The sequence below is a fragment of the Pseudomonas sp. Pseusp88 genome (assembly GCF_047303955.1).
Lineage (GTDB): Bacteria > Pseudomonadota > Gammaproteobacteria > Pseudomonadales > Pseudomonadaceae > Aquipseudomonas.
Genome location: NZ_JBGLYM010000048.1, coordinates 14,151 through 32,732, shown reverse-complemented (window position 1 = coordinate 32,732; position 18,582 = coordinate 14,151). Strand labels below are relative to the sequence as shown.

15 protein-coding genes and 1 pseudogene are annotated in these 18,582 nt (G+C 61.1%); 12 read left to right on the top strand and 4 right to left on the bottom strand.

Annotation, left to right across the window (positions count from 1 at the left end):
* Nucleotides 1-58: 58 nt before the first annotated feature.
* Nucleotides 59-988: an AraC family transcriptional regulator N-terminal domain-containing protein gene (locus ACCD02_RS30460; protein WP_413310052.1), complete on the bottom strand. Its 930-nt coding sequence runs from the start codon at nt 986-988 to the stop codon at nt 59-61.
* Between the two features lie 166 nt (nt 989-1,154).
* On the opposite strand from ACCD02_RS30460, the gene ACCD02_RS30455 reads away from it, so the two are divergent.
* From ACCD02_RS30455 to ACCD02_RS30400, 12 genes and pseudogenes are all read left to right on the top strand, one after another.
* Entirely contained in the window at nt 1,155-1,889 is a 735-nt protein-coding gene (locus ACCD02_RS30455) for an SDR family oxidoreductase (protein ID WP_413310050.1), read from the top strand.
* A gap of 259 nt (nt 1,890-2,148) precedes the next feature.
* Nucleotides 2,149-3,363: a TPM domain-containing protein gene (locus ACCD02_RS30450; protein ID WP_413310048.1), complete on the top strand. Its 1,215-nt coding sequence runs from the start codon at nt 2,149-2,151 to the stop codon at nt 3,361-3,363.
* A 292-nt stretch (nt 3,364-3,655) separates the two neighbouring features.
* Nucleotides 3,656-4,606 (top strand): GlxA family transcriptional regulator, encoded by a 951-nt coding sequence (locus ACCD02_RS30445; protein ID WP_413310046.1) that lies wholly within the window; start codon nt 3,656-3,658, stop codon nt 4,604-4,606.
* A 209-nt stretch (nt 4,607-4,815) separates the two neighbouring features.
* A complete protein-coding gene (locus ACCD02_RS30440) occupies nt 4,816-6,033 on the top strand; it encodes a methyl-accepting chemotaxis protein (RefSeq protein ID WP_413310044.1) in 1,218 nt (405 codons plus the stop codon).
* Nucleotides 6,034-6,045: 12 nt separating this feature from the next.
* Nucleotides 6,046-6,414 (top strand): response regulator, encoded by a 369-nt coding sequence (locus tag ACCD02_RS30435; RefSeq protein ID WP_259110230.1) that lies wholly within the window; start codon nt 6,046-6,048, stop codon nt 6,412-6,414.
* Nucleotides 6,415-6,432: 18 nt separating this feature from the next.
* On the top strand, nt 6,433-6,765 hold the full coding sequence (locus tag ACCD02_RS30430) for a lipid asymmetry maintenance protein MlaB (protein ID WP_413310042.1): 333 nt from the start codon (nt 6,433-6,435) through the stop codon (nt 6,763-6,765).
* A 201-nt stretch (nt 6,766-6,966) separates the two neighbouring features.
* Nucleotides 6,967-9,195, top strand: coding sequence for a chemotaxis protein CheA (locus ACCD02_RS30425; protein ID WP_413310040.1), 2,229 nt, complete (start codon nt 6,967-6,969; stop codon nt 9,193-9,195).
* Nucleotides 9,192-10,847: a methyl-accepting chemotaxis protein gene (locus tag ACCD02_RS30420; protein WP_413310038.1), complete on the top strand. Its 1,656-nt coding sequence runs from the start codon at nt 9,192-9,194 to the stop codon at nt 10,845-10,847. The genes ACCD02_RS30425 and ACCD02_RS30420 overlap by 4 nt, the downstream gene beginning before the upstream one ends.
* Nucleotides 10,848-10,861: 14 nt before the next feature.
* Nucleotides 10,862-11,401 carry a chemotaxis protein CheW gene (locus tag ACCD02_RS30415; protein ID WP_413310036.1) on the top strand — a complete coding sequence of 180 codons (540 nt, stop codon included), beginning with the start codon at nt 10,862-10,864 and terminating at the stop codon, nt 11,399-11,401.
* A 4-nt stretch (nt 11,402-11,405) separates the two neighbouring features.
* Nucleotides 11,406-12,212, top strand: coding sequence for a CheR family methyltransferase (locus ACCD02_RS30410; RefSeq protein ID WP_413310035.1), 807 nt, complete (start codon nt 11,406-11,408; stop codon nt 12,210-12,212).
* A pseudogene (locus ACCD02_RS30405) lies at nt 12,209-12,737 on the top strand (chemotaxis protein CheD). The gene ACCD02_RS30410 and the pseudogene ACCD02_RS30405 overlap by 4 nt, the downstream one beginning before the upstream one ends.
* Entirely contained in the window at nt 12,706-13,776 is a 1,071-nt protein-coding gene (locus tag ACCD02_RS30400; RefSeq protein WP_413310033.1) for a protein-glutamate methylesterase/protein-glutamine glutaminase, read from the top strand. Before ACCD02_RS30405 ends, ACCD02_RS30400 begins: the two are co-directional and overlap by 32 nt.
* A gap of 124 nt (nt 13,777-13,900) precedes the next feature.
* Here ACCD02_RS30400 and ACCD02_RS30395 read toward each other — a convergent pair whose 3' ends face one another.
* The 3 genes from ACCD02_RS30395 to ACCD02_RS30385 form a co-directional block, all read right to left on the bottom strand.
* Nucleotides 13,901-14,920 (bottom strand): threo-3-hydroxy-L-aspartate ammonia-lyase, encoded by a 1,020-nt coding sequence (locus tag ACCD02_RS30395; RefSeq protein ID WP_413310031.1) that lies wholly within the window; start codon nt 14,918-14,920, stop codon nt 13,901-13,903.
* Nucleotides 14,921-15,090: 170 nt separating this feature from the next.
* A complete protein-coding gene (locus ACCD02_RS30390) occupies nt 15,091-17,454 on the bottom strand; it encodes a DNA polymerase II (RefSeq protein WP_413310029.1) in 2,364 nt (787 codons plus the stop codon).
* Between the two features lie 66 nt (nt 17,455-17,520).
* Entirely contained in the window at nt 17,521-18,579 is a 1,059-nt protein-coding gene (locus ACCD02_RS30385) for a methyl-accepting chemotaxis protein (protein WP_413310054.1), read from the bottom strand.
* Nucleotides 18,580-18,582: the final 3 nt, after the last annotated feature.

The window sequence follows — 18,582 nt, the reverse complement described above, 5'->3', positions numbered from 1 at the left end:
GGGCGCCCCCCCCCCCGCTCAACCCCCCCCCCGCGCCCCCCCCGCCCCCCCCACAGGTCTACACCACCTGCGCCCGCAACCGCGCCACATCCTTGAGCGGCGAAGCGCCAAACAAACGGCTGTACTCGCGGCAAAACTGCGACGGACTTTCGTAACCCATGCGATAACTGGTCGAGGATACGTCGGTGTGCTCGCTGATCAATAGGCGTCGGGCTTCCTGCAGGCGCAACTGCTTCTGGTACTGCAACGGGCTCATGGCCGTCACTGCCTTGAAACGCTGATGCAGGGTCGACGGGCTGAGATGGACCCGTTGCGCCAGTTCGTCGATACGCAGCGGTTCGATGTAATGATTGTTCAACCATTCGATGGCACGACTGACCCGCTGGGTCTGGCTGTCAGGAATGGCAATCTCCAGCAGGCGCGCGCCCTGTCTGCCACGCAATACCCTGTAGAAAATCTCGCGCAGGGCCATTGGCGCCAACAGTGCGATGTCCTCCGGCGTTTCCAGCAGGCCAACCAGACGCATCAGAGCGTCGAGCAATGGCGTGTCCAGCTCGTCAAGAAACAGGCCGCGCCCGGTGCTCGCAGACGCCTCCACCGGCCGGATCCCGGCGAGCAGCCCGGCAATTTCAGCCGTATCGATATCCAGGCGCACACACAGATATGGCTCATCGGCACTGGCCTGTATGACCTCTCCGGACAACGGCAGCGTGACCGATACCACCAGATAATTCAGTGCATCATAGTGGTAGGTTTCATGCCACAGGCGCACCTCCTTGCGCCCTTGCAGAATCACGCACAGCGCCGGTTTATGCAGGATATGCAGGGTTTCACCGGTGACGTCACTGCGAATGAAATTCAGGCTCGGGATAGCCGTTTCATAGGTACCTGACAACGGCGCCAGGCGCTTGATCCGCTTTACCAGTTCGGCCCGGCGCACGGTGGCCGGGTCCAGTGAAGAAGAGCCAAAGGGCGTAACAGTGGTCATGGCAGGGTCCTTGGCGAATGGACCTCATTCATCCATGGGCCCCGAGTCGCTGTCAACGCAAGCACTGCCGTTCTACAGGATCAGGCAAAAACCGCGAAGGATCCGGATAACGATGCCGGACCGCACCGCCCTACTCTGGCCCCATACCAGCCAGGGAGTCACCCATATGTCCACCTCAAATAAAGTCATCTTGATCACCGGCGCCAGCAGCGGCATCGGCGAAGCCACCGCCCGCCTGCTGGCCGCTCAGGGCGCTCGGGTCGTGCTTGGCGCGCGGCGTACCGAACGCCTGCAAGCCCTGTGCGCCGAGATCAATGCAGAAGGCGGCCAGGCCCTGTATCAGGCGCTGGACGTGACTGATCGCGCCGATGTGCAGGCCTTTGTCGATTTTGCGGTCAGCCAGCATGGCCGAATCGACGTGCTGATCAATAACGCCGGGGTCATGCCGCTGTCGACCCTCGACGCCCTGAAAGTCGAGGAATGGGACCGCATGATCGACGTCAATATCCGTGGCGTGCTCCACGGCATCGCCGCCGGCCTGCCGTTGATGCAGGCGCAACGCTCGGGGCAGTTCATCAATATCGCTTCCATCGGCGCCTATACCGTCAGCCCTACCGCCGCAGTGTATTGCGCGACCAAGTTTGCCGTGCGGGCGATATCCGAAGGCCTGCGCCAGGAGGTCGGTGGTGATATCCGCGTGACCTTGATATCCCCCGGCGTGACCGAGTCAGAGCTGGCCGAGAGTATTTCCGATGAGGGCGGCCGCAGCCTGATGCGCGAATTTCGCAGGATCTCCATCCCGGCCATGGCCATTGCCCGGGCGATTGCCTATGCGGTGGAGCAACCGGCGGATGTCGATGTCAGCGAATTGATCGTACGGCCGACGGCCAGTCCTTACTAACGCATAACCCCTGTGGGACCGGCTTTAGCCGGGAAGGCGCAGGCATGATCAATACATGTCCCTTGCCTTCAATATCGCCTTCCCCGTTAAAGCCGGTCCCACAATGACATACATGCATTCAGTTGGCGGGTTGAGTTTGGCAGCAACAGGTCGAGCCTGACTTTCGTGATGCAGTGCTCACGCCCGGCCTGGGGGAACTGGCACACTGGCCACAGGTCTGAGCCACGCCGCCCCATCGTCTGCCCATCAAGGAAGTCCCATGTCCGTTGCCCCGTCGCGCCTGCCCCGCTGGAGCCTTGCCAGCCTGTTGTTATGGCTGTGTCTGGTCAGTCTGGGCCATGCCGCCGACAGCCCGTTGCTGCCAGTCATGCACGGCCGCGTCAACGACCTGACCCAGACTCTCGACGACCCGACCCGCCAGCGCCTGGAACGCAAGATCGCCGATCTGGAAACTCGCAAGGGTGCGCAGATCGCCGTGCTGATACTGCCCACTACCGGCGAGATGAACATCGAGGACTACGCCAACCAACAGTTCCGCACCTGGAAGCTGGGGCGCAAGGACGCCAATGACGGCGTGCTGGTGGTCGTGGCCAAGGACGATCACAAGATGCGCATCGAAGTCGGCTATGGCCTGGAAGGCACCATCACTGATCTGCTGGCCAGCCAGATCATCCGCGAGCGCATGACCCCGGCCTTTCGCGAGGACCACTTCGATCAGGGTATCGAACAGGCCGTGGACGCATTGATCCTGCTGGTGGACGGCGAAACCCTGCCCGAGTCAGCCCCGTGGCAAATGCCGATGCAGGCCTATGGCGTGCTGATCGCCTTTATCCTCGGTGCAGTCCTGGGGGTGCTGGCCTTTGCCAGAAAGCTGACCTGGCGCTGGACATTGGGCCTGGCGCTGCTGACCACAGCCATTCTGGTCGCCGCAACCGGTGGTCATGAGTGGCCCGCGCAACTCCTGGTGGTGCCGCTGTGCCTGCTGGTAGGTGGCGCAACTTTCGGCGCCCTGTGGATGGCGCGCACGGCGTTCTACGTGGTGCTGGGGCTGATCGTTTATATCGCAGTGATGGTGGTTGTCAGCCGCAGCCTCGGCTCGGCGGTGCTGATCTACGGCCTGGCATGGCCAGCGGGAGTATTGTTGTTTGTCGGCCTGTGGTTCGGCATGTTCCTGCTGATGCGCGCGACCTGGCGCAAGAGCCCGCTGAGCTTCTGGATTCGCCTGCTGATAGCAGTGGCTATCACCTTAATCTCAGGTCAGGCAGCCAACGGCTTGAACCATCTGCAGACCTGGCTGGTGATGCTGCCTGGCTTGTGGATTCTGCTGCTGATCCTGTTCAGCATCGGCAAGGGCAGCGGTGGTAGCGGCAGTTCTTCGTCAGGAGGTTCGAGCCGGTCCAGTTCCAGCTCGAGTTCCAGCTCTTCCGGTGGCGGAGGTTCCAGTGGCGGGGGTGGCGCCTCCGGGAGTTGGTAACTCCGCGACAGGCACTGCCTATCCGCAGCAGAAGCAAGTTGGGAGAGCATTCATTCGCGAATAGGCTGCTCCACTCAACGATCTGGCGACCGGAAATCCACTACATTTCACAGATCGCGGACATACTTATCGCTAGCATGGCTGTCGCTCCAGACTCAGATTCGATCACCCCCAAGGATGCAAAAGAACCTGAAATATTCTTTTTATTCAGTATGTTAAAGTCACTCGAGATTTCATTCAGCAAGGCCCCGCACATGACCAGAGTCCCTGTTACCGCCAAGGCCCGGCGGCCATGAAAGACGTCGCCGTCGTGCTGTATCCCGATTTTCTGCTGCTCGATATGGCCGGGCCGCTCGAGGTGTTCTCAATCGCCAACCGTTACCTGGACGCGGCGAATCATTACCGAATGACTACCGTTGGTACCCAGCCGACGCTGATACGTGCGTCCAATGGCGTTTCGGTCCAGGCCGATACCTGCATCGACAACGACCAGGGTTGCTACGACCTGCTGCTGGTGCCCGGCGGCCCCGGCGCCTACAACGACCGTCACCCTGCCCTGCAAAACTGGCTCAATAACGCCGTGCGGCAGTCCCGGCGCTACGGCTCGATCTGCACCGGGGCCTTCATTCTCGGCCACGCGGGCCTGCTCGACGGCTATCAGGTCACCACTCACTGGAACTACATCGACCGCCTGACCAAGGCCTTTCCCAAGGCCCTGGTCGGTACCGATCAAATCTATATCGAAGACCGCCAGATAATCACTTCCGGCGGCGTCACTGCGGGGATCGACCTGGCGCTGGCCGTGGTAGCCGAAGATCACGGGCGCAAGGTGGCCCTGTCGGTGGCCAAAGTGTTGCTGGTGGCCATGAAACGCCAGGGCGGTCAGGCCCAGTTCAGCCCGATGCTGGCGGCGGTATCCGCCGAGGATTCGCCCATCACCCGAGTGCAGAATCATGTTCTGGACAACTTGCAGGAAGAATTCAATATCGAATCCCTCGCCCATCTGGCCCAGATGAGCACCCGGCACTTCACTCGCGTGTTTTCCAAAGAGGTCGGGGCCACCCCCACCGAATTCATTCAGAACGCGCGCATTGACCGCGCCCGGCAACTGCTGGAGACCACCGACCTGCCTCTCAAGACCATCGCCTGGCGTAGCGGATTCGGCAGCGTGCGGCACATGCGTTTTCTGTTCAGCGAAAAGCTTGGCCTGACGCCCAGTCATTACCGACAGCAATTCGGCTGAGCAGTACAGATGTTGTACGACGAATGGTGGCGAAATGTTTATTTTCGATTAATTTCAATTAAAACAAATGTTTAGACGTGAAGCTTTTGCTTTATGGAAAAAAACATGCTCGCCGCTCGAGGACGAACGGCAGGAATTGGGCTAATCTTCGCCCAAGCATTTGGTCACAAAAAATCTGTGGACCGATTATCAAAATCAAGGACGAAGTAATGCATTCCAGTTCTTCTTTTTCTGACGACGTCCCGGCAACCTCCAACCAAACCTTTGCATGGCTTCCCCTTCTGCTCGCTGCACTGGGCGCTGCTGCCGTTCTGCTGACAGGCGGCATCAATGCGCAACCCCTTGGCCTGGCCGTGGGCCTGGTGGTCCTTGGCGCACTGGCCAGCCTGTGGAGCGCCAGTCAGCATCGCCAGCAACTGGCTGCCCTCACCAGCCGTCATCACAGCGCCAACCAGTCTTCCCGGCAGAACGTAGAGCAATCACAAGAGAGCGGTCTTGCCGCCATCTGCCTGAAAACCGTGCCGATCTGGTCAAAGCAGATCGAAAGCTCCCGGGCCCAGACCGAATCCGCCATCGTCGAGTTAAGTAACCGCTTCTACGGCATCTCCAACCGCTTGCAGGAAACCGCCAACGCCTCGCAACTGGCGGCGGGCGACCTGGCCGGTAACAGCGCTGACGGCGCCTTGCAGGTGCTGGCCCAAAGCGACGATGAGTTGCTACAGGTGATCGATTCGCTCAAGGCGACCCAACACAGTCGCGACGAGATGCTCGCCCAGGTCAATCACCTGACCGACTACACCGGCGAGTTGCGGGCCATGGCTGCCGACGTCGCCGCCATCGCCGCGCAAACCAACCTGCTGGCCCTCAATGCCGCCATCGAGGCCGCTCGTGCCGGTGAAGCAGGCCGCGGTTTTGCCGTGGTCGCCGATGCCGTGCGCACCCTGTCCAGTCAGTCCAGCGAAACCGGACAGAAGATGTCGGCCAAGGTCGACATTATCAACGGCGCAATCACTCAACTGGTACAGGCGGCCGCCAGCAGCGCCGGGCATGACAGCGATTCGGTGAGCGAATCGGAACACAGCATCCAACTGGTTCTGGAGCGTTTCAAAAGCATCACTCGGCGCCTTTCCGAGTCCGCCGGCCTATTGCAGGAAGAAAGCGCCGGCATCCGCAAGGAGATGACCGAAGTGCTCGTCAGCCTGCAATTCCAGGACCGGGTCAGTCAGATACTCAGCCATGTTCGTAACAACATGGAGGCTCTGCATCAGCGTCTGCTCGACGCTCGCCAGGATCCGGAAAAACTCGATCAGATCGACGTCAAGGCATGGCTGGCCGACATGGAGCTGACCTACGCCACCGACGAGCAGCGCCAGAACCACCATGGCAGTGCCACCGCCTCGTCCGCTCACGAAATCACTTTTTTTTAGGAACTGTACGCTATGGCAAAGAATGTAATGGTTGTCGACGATTCCAGCAGCGTCCGCCAGGTCGTCAGCATTGCCTTGAAAAGCGCCGGTTACGACGTGATCGAAGCCAGCGACGGCAAGGATGCCCTGGGCAAGCTTACCGGGCAGAAAGTCCATCTGATCATCAGCGACGTGAACATGCCGAACATGGACGGCATCACCTTCGTCAAGGAAGTGAAGAAGCTGGCCAGCTACAAATTCACGCCAATCATCATGCTCACAACCGAATCCCAGGAATCCAAGAAACAGGAAGGCCAGGCCGCCGGCGCCCGGGCCTGGGTGGTCAAGCCGTTCCAGCCTGCGCAGATGCTCGCCGCCGTGGCCAAGCTGATCATGCCCTGACCGGCGGGAGCTATTGCCATGTCGATTACCTGCCAACGCCATGACGGCACCGTACGGGTCAGCATTGAAGGCGAAATGACCATCTACACCGCTGCGGAACTGGGCGCCGTGCTGCTGCCCTTGCTGGCGGATATGCAGAACAACGGCGACGACCTGGCCGTCGATCTGTCCCAGGTCACCGAGATGGACAGCGCCGGCCTGCAACTGCTGATGCTGAGCAAGCGTGAAAGCCAGCGCGCCGGCAAGGCCCTGCATCTGGACGGGCATAGCCCGGCGGTATTGGAGACGTTCGAGCTGTGCAACCTGGCGCCCTATTTCGGCGACCCGCTGATCCTGGCACCAGTTGAATGAATGAGGCTTGAAATTTATCTGTGGGAGCGAATTCATTCGCGAAGAGGCCGGTGTGTTCGATAGATAGTTGTCGCCTGGAATGCCATCTTCGCGAATGAATTCGCTCCCACAGCTGGCCCTATAAAAGTCTCCATGAAACGTTCGAACACACAGAAGTGAGTCTGGATATTTGCAGTTGTCCCGCTTTTAAAGGATGTAACCGTGGGCATAAATCTCGACCAAGCACAACAGACCTTTATCGTAGAAGCACACGAACTGTTGCAGGAGATGGAGGAGTCCCTGCTGCGCCTGGAAACCCACCCCGACGATCCGGACATCCTCGGCGCGATTTTCCGTGCTGCCCACACCATCAAGGGTTCGGCCGGGCTGTTCGGCCTGGACGCCATCGTCGGTTTCACCCATATCGTCGAAGACGTCCTGGACCGCCTGCGCGATGGCCAGATTCAAGTGAATACGGCGTTGATCGCCCTGTTGCTCAAGTGCGGTGACCATATGCTGGAACTGATCGACGTGGTGGCCAGCCAGGGCCGCAACCTCGACAGCGCCGCCCTCGCCCGGGAAGAAAGCCTGCGCCTGGACCTGCAACAGTACCGCAGTGCCAGCACCGCCATGACCACGCAAAGCCCGGCGGCTCAGCCCCAGAGTACAGAGGTGCAGACCATCGGCGGCGATACGGTCAGCTCGGACCTGTGGCATATCTCCCTGCGCTTCGGGCCGGATGTATTGCGCAACGGCATGGATCCGCTGTCGTTCCTGCGCTACCTCAACACCCTTGGCGAGATCGTCTATATCACTACCTTGGCCGACGCCATGCCGACCCTCGGCGAGGTCGATGCCGAGAGCTGCTACCTGGGTTTCGAGATCGATTACCGCTCCAATGCCAGCAAGACGCAGATTTCCGAAGCCTTCGACTTTGTCCGCGACGACTGCCTGATTCACATCCTCGCGCCCCATAGCCGTATCGAAGAATACCTGCAACTGATCGAGGCCCTGCCGGAGCACCCCACTCGCCTCGGCGAGATCCTTACCACCTGTGGCGCCCTGACCGTGCATGAGCTGGAACAAGGTCTGCGCACACAACGCCAGGCTGCCGACCAGGAGATCGCGCCACAGCCGCTAGGTGAAATCCTCATCGAACAGCGCGCCGTGGAGCCGGTGGTGGTGCAATCGGCCCTGGACAAGCAAAACGGCATGCAGGAGCAGAAAACCAAGGAGGGCCGCTTTGTCCGGGTCAACGCCGACAAGCTCGACGAACTGATCAACCTGGTCGGTGAACTGGTGATCGCCAGCGCCGGGGCCAGCCAGTTGGCTCGCGGTTGCCAGAACGATCCCTTGCAGGAGTCGGCCTCGGTGGTCTCGGGCCTGGTCGAGGAGATTCTCGACGGTGCCCTGGGCCTGCGCATGATCCCCATCGGCGATACCTTCAACCGTTTCCGCCGCGTAGTGCGGGACGTCAGCCAGGAATTGGGCAAGGATATCGACCTGCTGATCAGCGGTGCCGAGACCGAGCTGGACAAGACGGTGGTGGAAAAGATCGGCGACCCGCTCATGCACCTGCTGCGCAACGCCATGGACCACGGTCTCGAAGCGCCCCAGGCCAGGCTCGCTGCGGGCAAACCGCTGAAAGGTCTGCTGCGCCTTAATGCCTATCACGATGCCAGCACCATCGTCCTGGAGATCGCCGATGACGGCGCCGGGCTGAATCGCGAGCGCATCCTGGCCAAAGCCCAGGAACGCGGACTGGTGCCGGTCGGGGCCAACCTCAGCGATCAGGAAATCTACAACCTGATCTTCGAGCCCGGTTTCTCCACCGCCGAAGCGGTGACCAACCTGTCCGGGCGCGGTGTCGGCATGGACGTGGTCAAGCGCAATATCACTGCCCTGCGCGGTAGTGTCGATCTCGACAGCCAGCCGGGCCTGGGCACCACGGTACGCATCCGCCTGCCGCTGACCCTGGCGATCATCAGCGGTTTCCTGGTAAGCGTCGATCAGGCGATCTACGTCATCCCTCTGGACATGGTGCAGGAATGCATCGAGCTCAACGAAGCCAATCACCCGCCACGGGAAAGCAGCTACCTGGATCTGCGCGGCGAGGTCCTGCCACTGGTCAGGCTGCGTGACCACTTCGGTCACGAAGGTGAGCCCAGCGGCCGACAGAACGTCGTGGTAGTGCGCAGTGCCGAACAAAAGGCCGGGCTGGTCGTGGATGATCTGCTGGGCGAATTCCAGACCGTGATCAAACCCCTGGGCAAGCTGTTCGGCGCCCTGCGCGGGATCAGCGGCTCGACCATTCTCGGCAACGGCTCGGTCGCGTTGATTCTCGACGTGCCCTCGCTGCTCACCCAGATCGTAAGCATGGAAACCCGTAACGCCTCGCTCCTCTCCCGCTCGGCTGCCAACAGTTCCCTCCAAGGAGGAATGCCCCAATGAAATGGTTCTATAACCTGAAAATCGCCACCAAACTGATCACCTCGTTCATGATCGTACTGGTGCTGACCGCTGCCATGGGCGCCTTCGCCATCTACCAACTGAGTCAGGTCAACCAGACCGCCACAGACCTGGGCACCAATTGGATGCCGTCCATGCGCATGGCCTCGGGCATGCGTTTCTATGCGGCCAACTACCGGATCAAAGAGTACCGTCACCTGGCCACCGCCTCGGCCGAAGAAAAGGCCGCAGTGGAAGTGGAAGCCGCCGACTCGAAGAAACAGATCGATACCCGGATCGAGTCCTACACCAAGATTCTCTCCAACGCCGAGGACAAGGCACTGCTGGACGCGTTCATAGCTGACTGGAACGCTTATCAGAATGCCAGCGCCAAGATGCTCAGCGAATCCCGGCAAAACCGCAGTGAGGAAGCGCACGTCATCCTCACCGGCGATTCCCGGCGCCTGTTCGACGCCGTCACGGGCGACCTGCAAAAAATGGTCGAACTCAACGCCGGCGGCGGCGCCGATGCCACCGAGCGCGGCAACAAGCTGTATGCCGACTCGCGCCTGTCAATCATCATCGTGCTCGTAGTGACCCTGCTGATTGGCTTCACGCTGGCGCTGTTCATTGCCCGAATCATTTCCCGCCCCCTGCGTGAAGCAGCCGAAGTCGCCGGGCAACTGGCCGAGGGCGATCTGAGTGCGCGGATCGAGGTACGTTCGCGGGATGAAACCGGTCTGCTGCTGGCCGCCATGCAGAATATGATCGCCAAGCTGTCGCATATCATCGGCGAGGTGCGCAACACTGCCGATAACCTGGCCAGCGCCTCGGAAGAAGTCAGCGCCACCGCCCAGTCCATGAGCCAGGCCACCAGCGAACAGGCCGCCAGTGTCGAGGAAACCAGCGCTTCTATCGAACAGATGAGCGCCAGCATCAACCAGAACACCGAGAACGCCAAAGTCACCGACGGCATGGCCAGCAAGGCCGCTACCGAGGCCACCGACGGCGGCGAGTCGGTGCAGCAGACCGTGGTGGCGATGAAAAAAATCGCCCAGCGCATCAGCATCATCGACGACATCGCCTACCAGACCAACCTGCTGGCCCTCAATGCCGCCATCGAAGCCGCCCGCGCCGGAGAGCACGGCAAAGGCTTTGCCGTGGTTGCTGCCGAAGTGCGCAAACTGGCCGAACGCAGCCAGGTCGCCGCTCAGGAAATCGGCGAGCTGTCCTCCAGCAGCGTCGAAATGGCGGAAAAAGCCGGCAAGCTGCTCGATGAAATGGTCCCGTCGATCAACAAAACCTCGGACCTGGTCCAGGAGATCAGCGCTGCGTCCGAAGAACAGGCAGCCGGTGTCGCGCAGATCAATACGGCCATGAACCAGCTCAATCAGGTCACCCAGCAGAACGCCTCCAGCAGCGAAGAACTGGCCGCCACCGCAGAAGAAATGAGCAGCCAGGCCGAGCAACTGCAACAAGTCATGAGCTTCTTCCGCCTCGACAGCGGGAACAAGGGTGCAGTGCAATCGGTCTCGAGCAAGAGCAATGAGAATCGCAAACCGCCAAGAGCGCCGCAGCAACCCGTGGTGCGGCAGCCCAACTTTGCCTATCAAACCGCAAGCGGCCCTGACGAAGCCGACTTCACACGGTTCTAACGGAGGCTCAAGCCATGGGTGCACTTGCCACGACCAACCAGAAAACGTCCGCCGCCCGGGAGGAAGAGGCGCAATACCTGACCTTCATGCTCGGCGGCGAAATGTTTGCCATCGCCATCCTCGGCATCAAGGAAATCATCGAGTACGGCAACCTCACAGTCGTACCAATGATGCCCGCATTCGTGCGCGGGGTGATCAACCTGCGCGGTGCAGTGGTGCCGGTAGTCGACCTGTCGGCGCGTTTCGGCCGCCAGAATTCGGACATTACCCGACGCAGTTGCGTAGTGATCATCGAAGCCGCAGGCGGTGACGGCCAGCCACAGGACATCGGCCTGCTGGTGGACACGGTGTCGGCGGTGATGGAAATCGCCGCCAGCGCCATCGAGCCGCCGCCAAGTTTTGGCGCACGGATCCGTGCCGATTTCATCAGCGGCATGGGCAAGGTCGAGGGCAAGTTCGTCATTGTCCTGGACGTGGACCGGGTGCTATCCATCGACGAGATGTCCAGCCTGGCCGCTGGCAACCTCGCCGTCGAACCGTCACCACAGGGATAAGTGGATGAACGCTACGCCGCTCAATGACAGCGAGTTCCACAGCTTCCAGCAATGGCTGCACCGGGCGGCGGGGATTAACCTGTCACCGGCCAAGAAGGCCCTGGTGGCCGGGCGCCTGTTCAAGCGCCTCAAGCATTACGAGCTGAACAGTTACGGCGAGTATTTCAAGCTGATCATGGGCGGTCAGAGCGAGCACGAATTGCAGGTCGCCCTGGACCTGCTGACCACCAACGAAACCTATTTCTTTCGCGAGCCCAAGCACTTCGATTTCCTGCGCCAGCACGTCCTGCCCAAGGCCACACCGGGGCGGACTTTCCGCCTGTGGAGCGCGGCCAGTTCCTCCGGCGAAGAGCCCTACAGCCTGGCCATGACTCTGTCCGAAGGTCTGGGCACCACGCCATGGGAGATCGTCGGCTCGGATATCAGCAGCCAGATGCTGGCCAAGGCCCGCAGCGGCCATTACCCCATGGAACGCGCCGGTACCCTGCCGCAGCCCTTGCTGGTCAAGTACTGCCTCAAGGGCGTCGGTCCCCAGGCCGGGACGTTCCTGGTCAACCGGGCACTGCGCAATCGCATGAAGTTCGTGCAGATCAACCTCAACGAAGCCTTCCCGGAGATGGGCGAATTCGAGGTTATTTTTCTGCGCAACGTGATGATCTATTTCGACCAGGAGACCAAACGCCGGGTCATCGCCCGTATGCTGCCGCTGCTCAAGTCCGGCGGTTATCTGATGATCAGCCATTCGGAGAGCCTCAACGGCATCAGCGATGCACTCAAGCTCGTGGCGCCGTCGATCTATCGCAAACCATGAAAACCTCTCTGGACTATCCCCGGGTTTATCTGTCCCCCGGCGATTTTCACTTCGCCACGGAGCCGACTCGTATCAGGACGGTGTTGGGTTCATGCATTGCCGTGACCCTCTGGCATCCGCAGCGACGGATTGGTGCCATGTGCCACTTCATGCTGCCCAACCGGCGCATTCGCGGCAACAGGCTGAGTGGCAAGTACGCCGACGAAGCCTTCGAGATGTTCATGCTCGAAGTCGAGTCCCATAACACCCTGCCCGGCGACTATCAGGTCAAACTGTTTGGCGGCGGCGAGATGTTCCCGCAACACAAACCCACCCTTGTCAGCGGGGTCCCCGACATGAATATCGAAGCCGCCCTGCAACTGGCCGAGCGGCACCACCTGCACGTCACAGCTCAGGACGTCGGCCGCACTGGCCATCGCAATATCGTTTTCGACACCTGGAGCGGTCACGTCTGGGTAAAACACAAGCCATTGCACGAGTGCTGAAAGTCGTCATGAAAAAAATCAGAGTGCTGCTCGTCGATGACTCCGCCGTTGTGCGTCAGGTGCTGATGGCGATCCTCGACAAGACGCCGGATATTGAAGTGATGGGCGCCGCGTCCGACCCGATTTTCGCCATCGACAAACTGGCCAAAGAGTGGCCCGACGTGATCGTCCTTGATGTCGAGATGCCGCGCATGGACGGTATTACCTTTCTCAAAAAGATCATGAGTGAACGCCCTACGCCGGTGATTATCTGCTCATCCCTGACCGAGAAAGGTGCCGAGACCACCTTGCAGGCCCTGAGCGCCGGAGCCGTGGAGATCGTCACCAAACCCCAGGTCGGCCTGAAGAATTTCCTTCTTGAATCCGCCGCGGTATTGGTCGCGGCCATCCGCGCTGCCGCCAGCGCCAACGTCAAGAATCTGGGCAAACGCAGCCCCCCTCGCCTGGAACCCCAGGTCAAACTCAACGCAGATGCCATCCTGCCTGCCGGACACAACCAGTCCATGGTGCAGACCACCGAACGCATCGTCGCCATTGGCACCTCCACCGGCGGTACCCAGGCACTGGAAGCGGTGCTGACCGCCCTGCCCAGGGTCAGCCCCGGCATTGTCATCGTCCAGCATATGCCGGAAAAATTTACCGCGTCCTTTGCCGAGCGCCTCAATGGCCTGTGCCAGATCGAAGTCCGCGAGGCGAAGAACAACGACCGCGTCCTCCCTGGCCTGGCCCTGATCGCCCCAGGCGGCAAACACATGATGGTCACCCGCAGCGGCGCCTACTATCACGTGCAGGTGGTGGACGGCCCGCTGGTCAACCGCCATCGACCGTCAGTGGACGTGCTGCTGCGCTCGGTCGCCAAGTTCGCCGGGCGCAACGCCACCGGCATCATCATGACCGGCATGGGCGACGACGGAGCCCGGGGCATGAAGGAAATGTTCGAAGCAGGCGCCGACACCGTGGCCCAGGACGAAGCCTCAAGCGTAGTGTTCGGGATGCCCAAGGAGGCAATCAAACTGGGCGGCGTCAGGCGCATCCTGTCGCTGAATGAGATGCATCTGGCGGTGATGGGGCGAGCGTGAAGCTCTGGCTGGAATCAGAACCCGCTGGCTTGATATGGGCGGCGATGGAGTGCGAAGCGCGCGCAAACGTGCCAGTGACGGCCCCACGACTATCGCCAGCAAGCCAGCTTCAACGAAGCTGCTTTTACCCTGTCAGCCCATCACACCCCTGCGCCAACAACGCAGCATAACGCTGCAGATCAATATTGCCGCCCGTGACAATCACCCCGACCCGCTGGCCCTGCAACTGCGCCTTTAACGCCCGCACCGCCGCAAAACCCAGGCAGCCGGTAGGTTCGACGACCATTTTCATGCGCTCGGCAAAGAAGCGCATGGCGTCCACCAGTTGTGCATCGCTGGCGGTGTAGATGTCGTTGACGTCGCGGCGGATGATTTCGAATGTGTAATTGCCCAGGTACTGAGTCTGGGCGCCGTCGGCGATGGTCACAGGTGTGTCGATGTGCACAATGCTGCCGCTGCGCAGTGAGCGTTGGCCATCGTTGCCCGCTTCCGGCTCGACACCATAGAGTTTGCAGTCCGGGGCCAGGGCGCGGGTCGACAGCGCCGTGCCGGATAGCAACCCGCCGCCGCCCAGGCAGACGAACAACGCATCCAGTGGCCCGACTTCTTCGAACAATTCTTTGGCCGCAGTGCCCTGCCCGGCGATCACATCCGGATGGTCGTAGGGCGGGATCAGGGTAAAGCCGTGCTCTTCGGCCAGAGTGCGTCCGATGGCTTCGCGGTCTTCGGTGTAACGATCGTATTGCACTACGCTGGCGCCATAACCGCGAGTCGCCGCTACCTTCGCTGCTGGGGCGTCGTGGGGCATGACAATGGTTGCCGGGATGCCCAGTATCCGTGCCGACAGTGCGACGCCCTGGGCATGGTTGCCTGAGGAAAACGCCACCACTCCGGCCTTGCGCTGACGCTCGTCGAATTTCGCCAGGCTGTTAAACGCCCCACGAAACTTGAAAGCGCCCATGCGTTGCAGGTTCTCGCACTTGAAGAACACCTCGGCGCCGACTTCCTCGTTGGCCGTACGCGAAGTCAGCACCGGGGTCTTGTGGGCGTGGCCTTCGATACGGCCAGCGGCGGCCAGCACGTCTTCATAGGTGGGCAGAATCAGGTTGGGCACGGGTACCTCCAGCAGATGCGGAACATTCATACGGCAGACCTCTATCCTGCAGGAGCAAGGCTTGCCCGCGAACTGAGCGACGCGGTACACCCGGCACACCGCGTCAAGGCCTTCGCGGGCAAGCCTCGCTCCTACTAATAAAAAGCCGGAAAGCCAGACAATAATCCGCACGTTACAATTTGTCCAGTTATGACAAAACGTCAAAACAAACCCATCTGCCCGCCAATCAGCGTGCTGAAATCATCATCGACAAAAGGCAGTATCGCGTCCGCCAAAGGCTGCAACTGACGTGTCACATAATGCTCATAGTCGATGCCGGACTGCCGTACCTCAAGCGGTTCCGGCCCGGCCAGGGTCATGACGTAGCTGATCCAGCCACCATTCTGATACTGCCGTGGCCGGCCCTGGCGGTCGTTGTACTCGTCGGCCATGCGCGCCGCGCGGACATGGGGCGGCACGTTGCGTTCGTAGTCGTCAAGGCGCCGACGCAGGCGCTTGCGATAGATCAGCAGGTCGTCCAGTTCCCCGGCCTGGGTGCGGCGCACGTAGTCACGAACATAGTCCTGATACGGCTGGCGCTTGAAGATGCGCAGGTACAATTCCTGCTGGAACTGCCGGGCCAGGGGCGACCAGTCGGTGCGCACGGTCTCCAGGCCCTTGTAGATCATCTCCTCACGGCCATCGGCCAGGGTCACCAGGCCAGCATAGCGCTTCTTGCTGCCCTCCTCGGCGCCACGCACGGTGGGCATCAGAAAGCGCTTGAAGTGATTCTCGTACTGCAATTCCAGCACGCTGGTCAGACCGTACTCTTGCTGAAGGTGATCGGCCCACCAGGCGTTGACCCTGGCCACCAGTTCGCGGCCGATACGTCCGGCGTCGGCTTCGTCATGGGGCTTTTGCAGCCAGACGAAGGTGGAGTCGGTATCGCCGTAGATCACCGTGTAGCCCTCGGCCTCGATCAGTTGCCGGGTGCGTCGCATGATTTCGTGACCGCGCAGGGTGATGGACGAAGCCAGGCGGGTATCGAAGAAGCGACAGCCACTGGAACCGAGCACGCCATAAAAAGCGTTCATGATGATCTTCAGGGCCTGGGACAGCGGCTTGTTCTGTTCGCGCTTGGCCACCTCGCGGCCCTCGGCAACGTTGGCGACGATGGACGGCAGACAGTGGCGGGTGCGGGAAAACCGCGCGCCGCGAAACCCCGGAACCGAGTCGACGTCTTCAGGATGGCGCAGACCTTCGATCAGACCCACCGGATCGATCAGGAACGAACGGATGATCGACGGGTACAGGCTCTTGTAATCCAGCACCAGCACCGACTCGTACAAGCCCGGCTGCGAATCCATGACGAAGCCGCCGGGGCTGGCCTCAGGCATGCGTTCGCCCAGGTTCGGCGCGACAAACCCCTGACGATGCATCAGCGGGATATACAAATGCTCGAATGCCGCCACCGAGCCACCACTGCGGTCGGCGGGCAAGCCGGTGACAGTGGAACGCTCCAACAGGAACGTCAGCAGTTCAGTCTTGGCGAAGATCCGCGTGACCAGCTCGCAGTCCTTGAGGTTGTAGCGCGCCAGGGCGGGCTTGTCCTCGGCGAACATGCGGTTGATTTCATCCATCCGGTGATAAGGGTTGTCGATGGCCTTGCCTTCGCCGAGCAGGGTTTGGGCAACGTTTTCCAGGCTGAACGAGGGAAAGCTCCAGGTCGCCGAACGCAGGGCCTCGATGCCATCGATCAGCAGGCGCCCGGCCGCCGAGGCGAAGTAGTGATTGTTACGACTGCCGTGCTCACGCCAGCCCATGCTCTCGCCGCCACGGCCCAGGCGCAGCGGTACATTGAGGCGCTGGGAATGTTCGTGAAGCACACGCAGATCGAACTGAATCACGTTCCAGCCGATGATCGCATCGGGGTCGTGCAGGGCCATCCAGTCATTGAGCCGTTCCAGCAACTCGGCACGGCTGTCGCAATAGTCGAGCTTGAAGTCCACCGCCGAATCATCGCCATTGGCCGGGCCGAGCATATACACCTGACGCTCGCCGCAACCTTCCACGGCGATGGAGTACAGCTCACCACGGGCCGTGGTCTCGATATCCAGGGAGGCCAGGCGCAGCTTCGGGCGATAGTGGGGGGCTGGCTTTATCTGCGCATCGATCAGCACGCCCTGCTCATCCGGGGTGCCGTCAAACTGCACGGGCGCGGTGATGAAGCGCTCCATCAGATAACGTTCAGGCGGGCGGATATCGGCTTCGTATACATCGACGCTGGCCTTGCGCAGCAGCTTTTCGATATCCATCAATTGGCGGTGTTGCGGGCAGTACAGGCCCAGCACCGGACGATGGCGGAAGTCGCAGAGTTGCAGGGTACGCAGCTCGACGCCCTGCTCACCACGCAACGCCGCCTCAGCCCGCTGCCGATGCTCGGCGGGGATGAACGCCACCGACGTCTGCAAAGGCAGGCGGATCAGCCGCGGCCCCAGGTCGGTGGCCAGCCACAACTCGACTTGAGTTCCGGCCGGCGTATCGCGCCAGTGGCGGGTCAGGACAAAACCTGTGTTTGCATCCAACGTTGCAGCCTCGACACCCTATCAGGGCGTCGATTCTACGTGCATGGGTCGCGCGCGTGTGGTCTGTCAGACGCGGAACCGCTTGATCAGGCCATGCAGGTTGGCGGAAAGCCCGGACAGGCGCTGGCCGGCATCGCTGGTCTGATGCGCGCCCTCGGACGTCTGCTTGGCCAGATCGCGGATATTGACCAGATTGCGGTCCACTTCCCGGGCGACCTGAGCCTGCTCTTCCGAGGCACTGGCAATGACCAGGTTGCGCTCGGTGATCTGGCTGATGGCATCAGTGATCTGCTGCAAGGCCTGGCCCGCCGTGCGCGCCATCTCCAGGGTGATATTGGCCCGCTCGTTGCTGTTCTGCATGGCGGTCATGGCCTGATCGGTGCCCTGCTGAATTCCACCGATCATCTGCTCGATTTCCAGGGTCGATTGCTGGGTGCGATGGGCCAACGCCCGCACTTCATCGGCGACTACGGCAAAACCGCGCCCGGCATCACCGGCCCGGGCCGCTTCGATGGCGGCGTTGAGCGCCAGCAGGTTGGTCTGCTCGGCCACGGAGCGGATGACGTCCAGCACATTGCTGATGCCACGAACCTTTTCGGCCAACTCGCGGACATGATCGGCGGTGTCGTGCACGTCATTGGCCAGGCCGCTGATGGAATCCACCGTGCGGTTGACCTGCTCGCGGCCCTCACGAGCGGTGCGATCCGATTCCCGGGAGGCTTCAGAGGTCGCCACGGCATTGCGCGCAACCTCGTCCACGGCGGCGGTCATCTCGTTGACTGCGGTGGCGGCCTGTTCGATTTCCTGATTCTGCTGATGCAGTCCCTTATTGGAATCTTCGGTAACCCGGTTCAGTTCCTGGGCCGCCGACGCCACCTGATCAGAGGATTCGGCAATACTCTGGATGGTCAGCTTGAGGCTTTGCTGCATGGTCTTGAGCGAGGCCAACAGACGCGCCGGCTCGTCGTTGCCGTTGGCCTCGATGTCCTGGGTCAGGTCGCCTGAGGCCACGTTTTCAGCGGCACGCACAGCCTGGGACAGTGGCGCAACGATACTGCGGGTCAGCAGAATGGCCAACACACCCGTCAGCACGGCCGCCAACACCAGGGCAATGATCACGCCCATCTG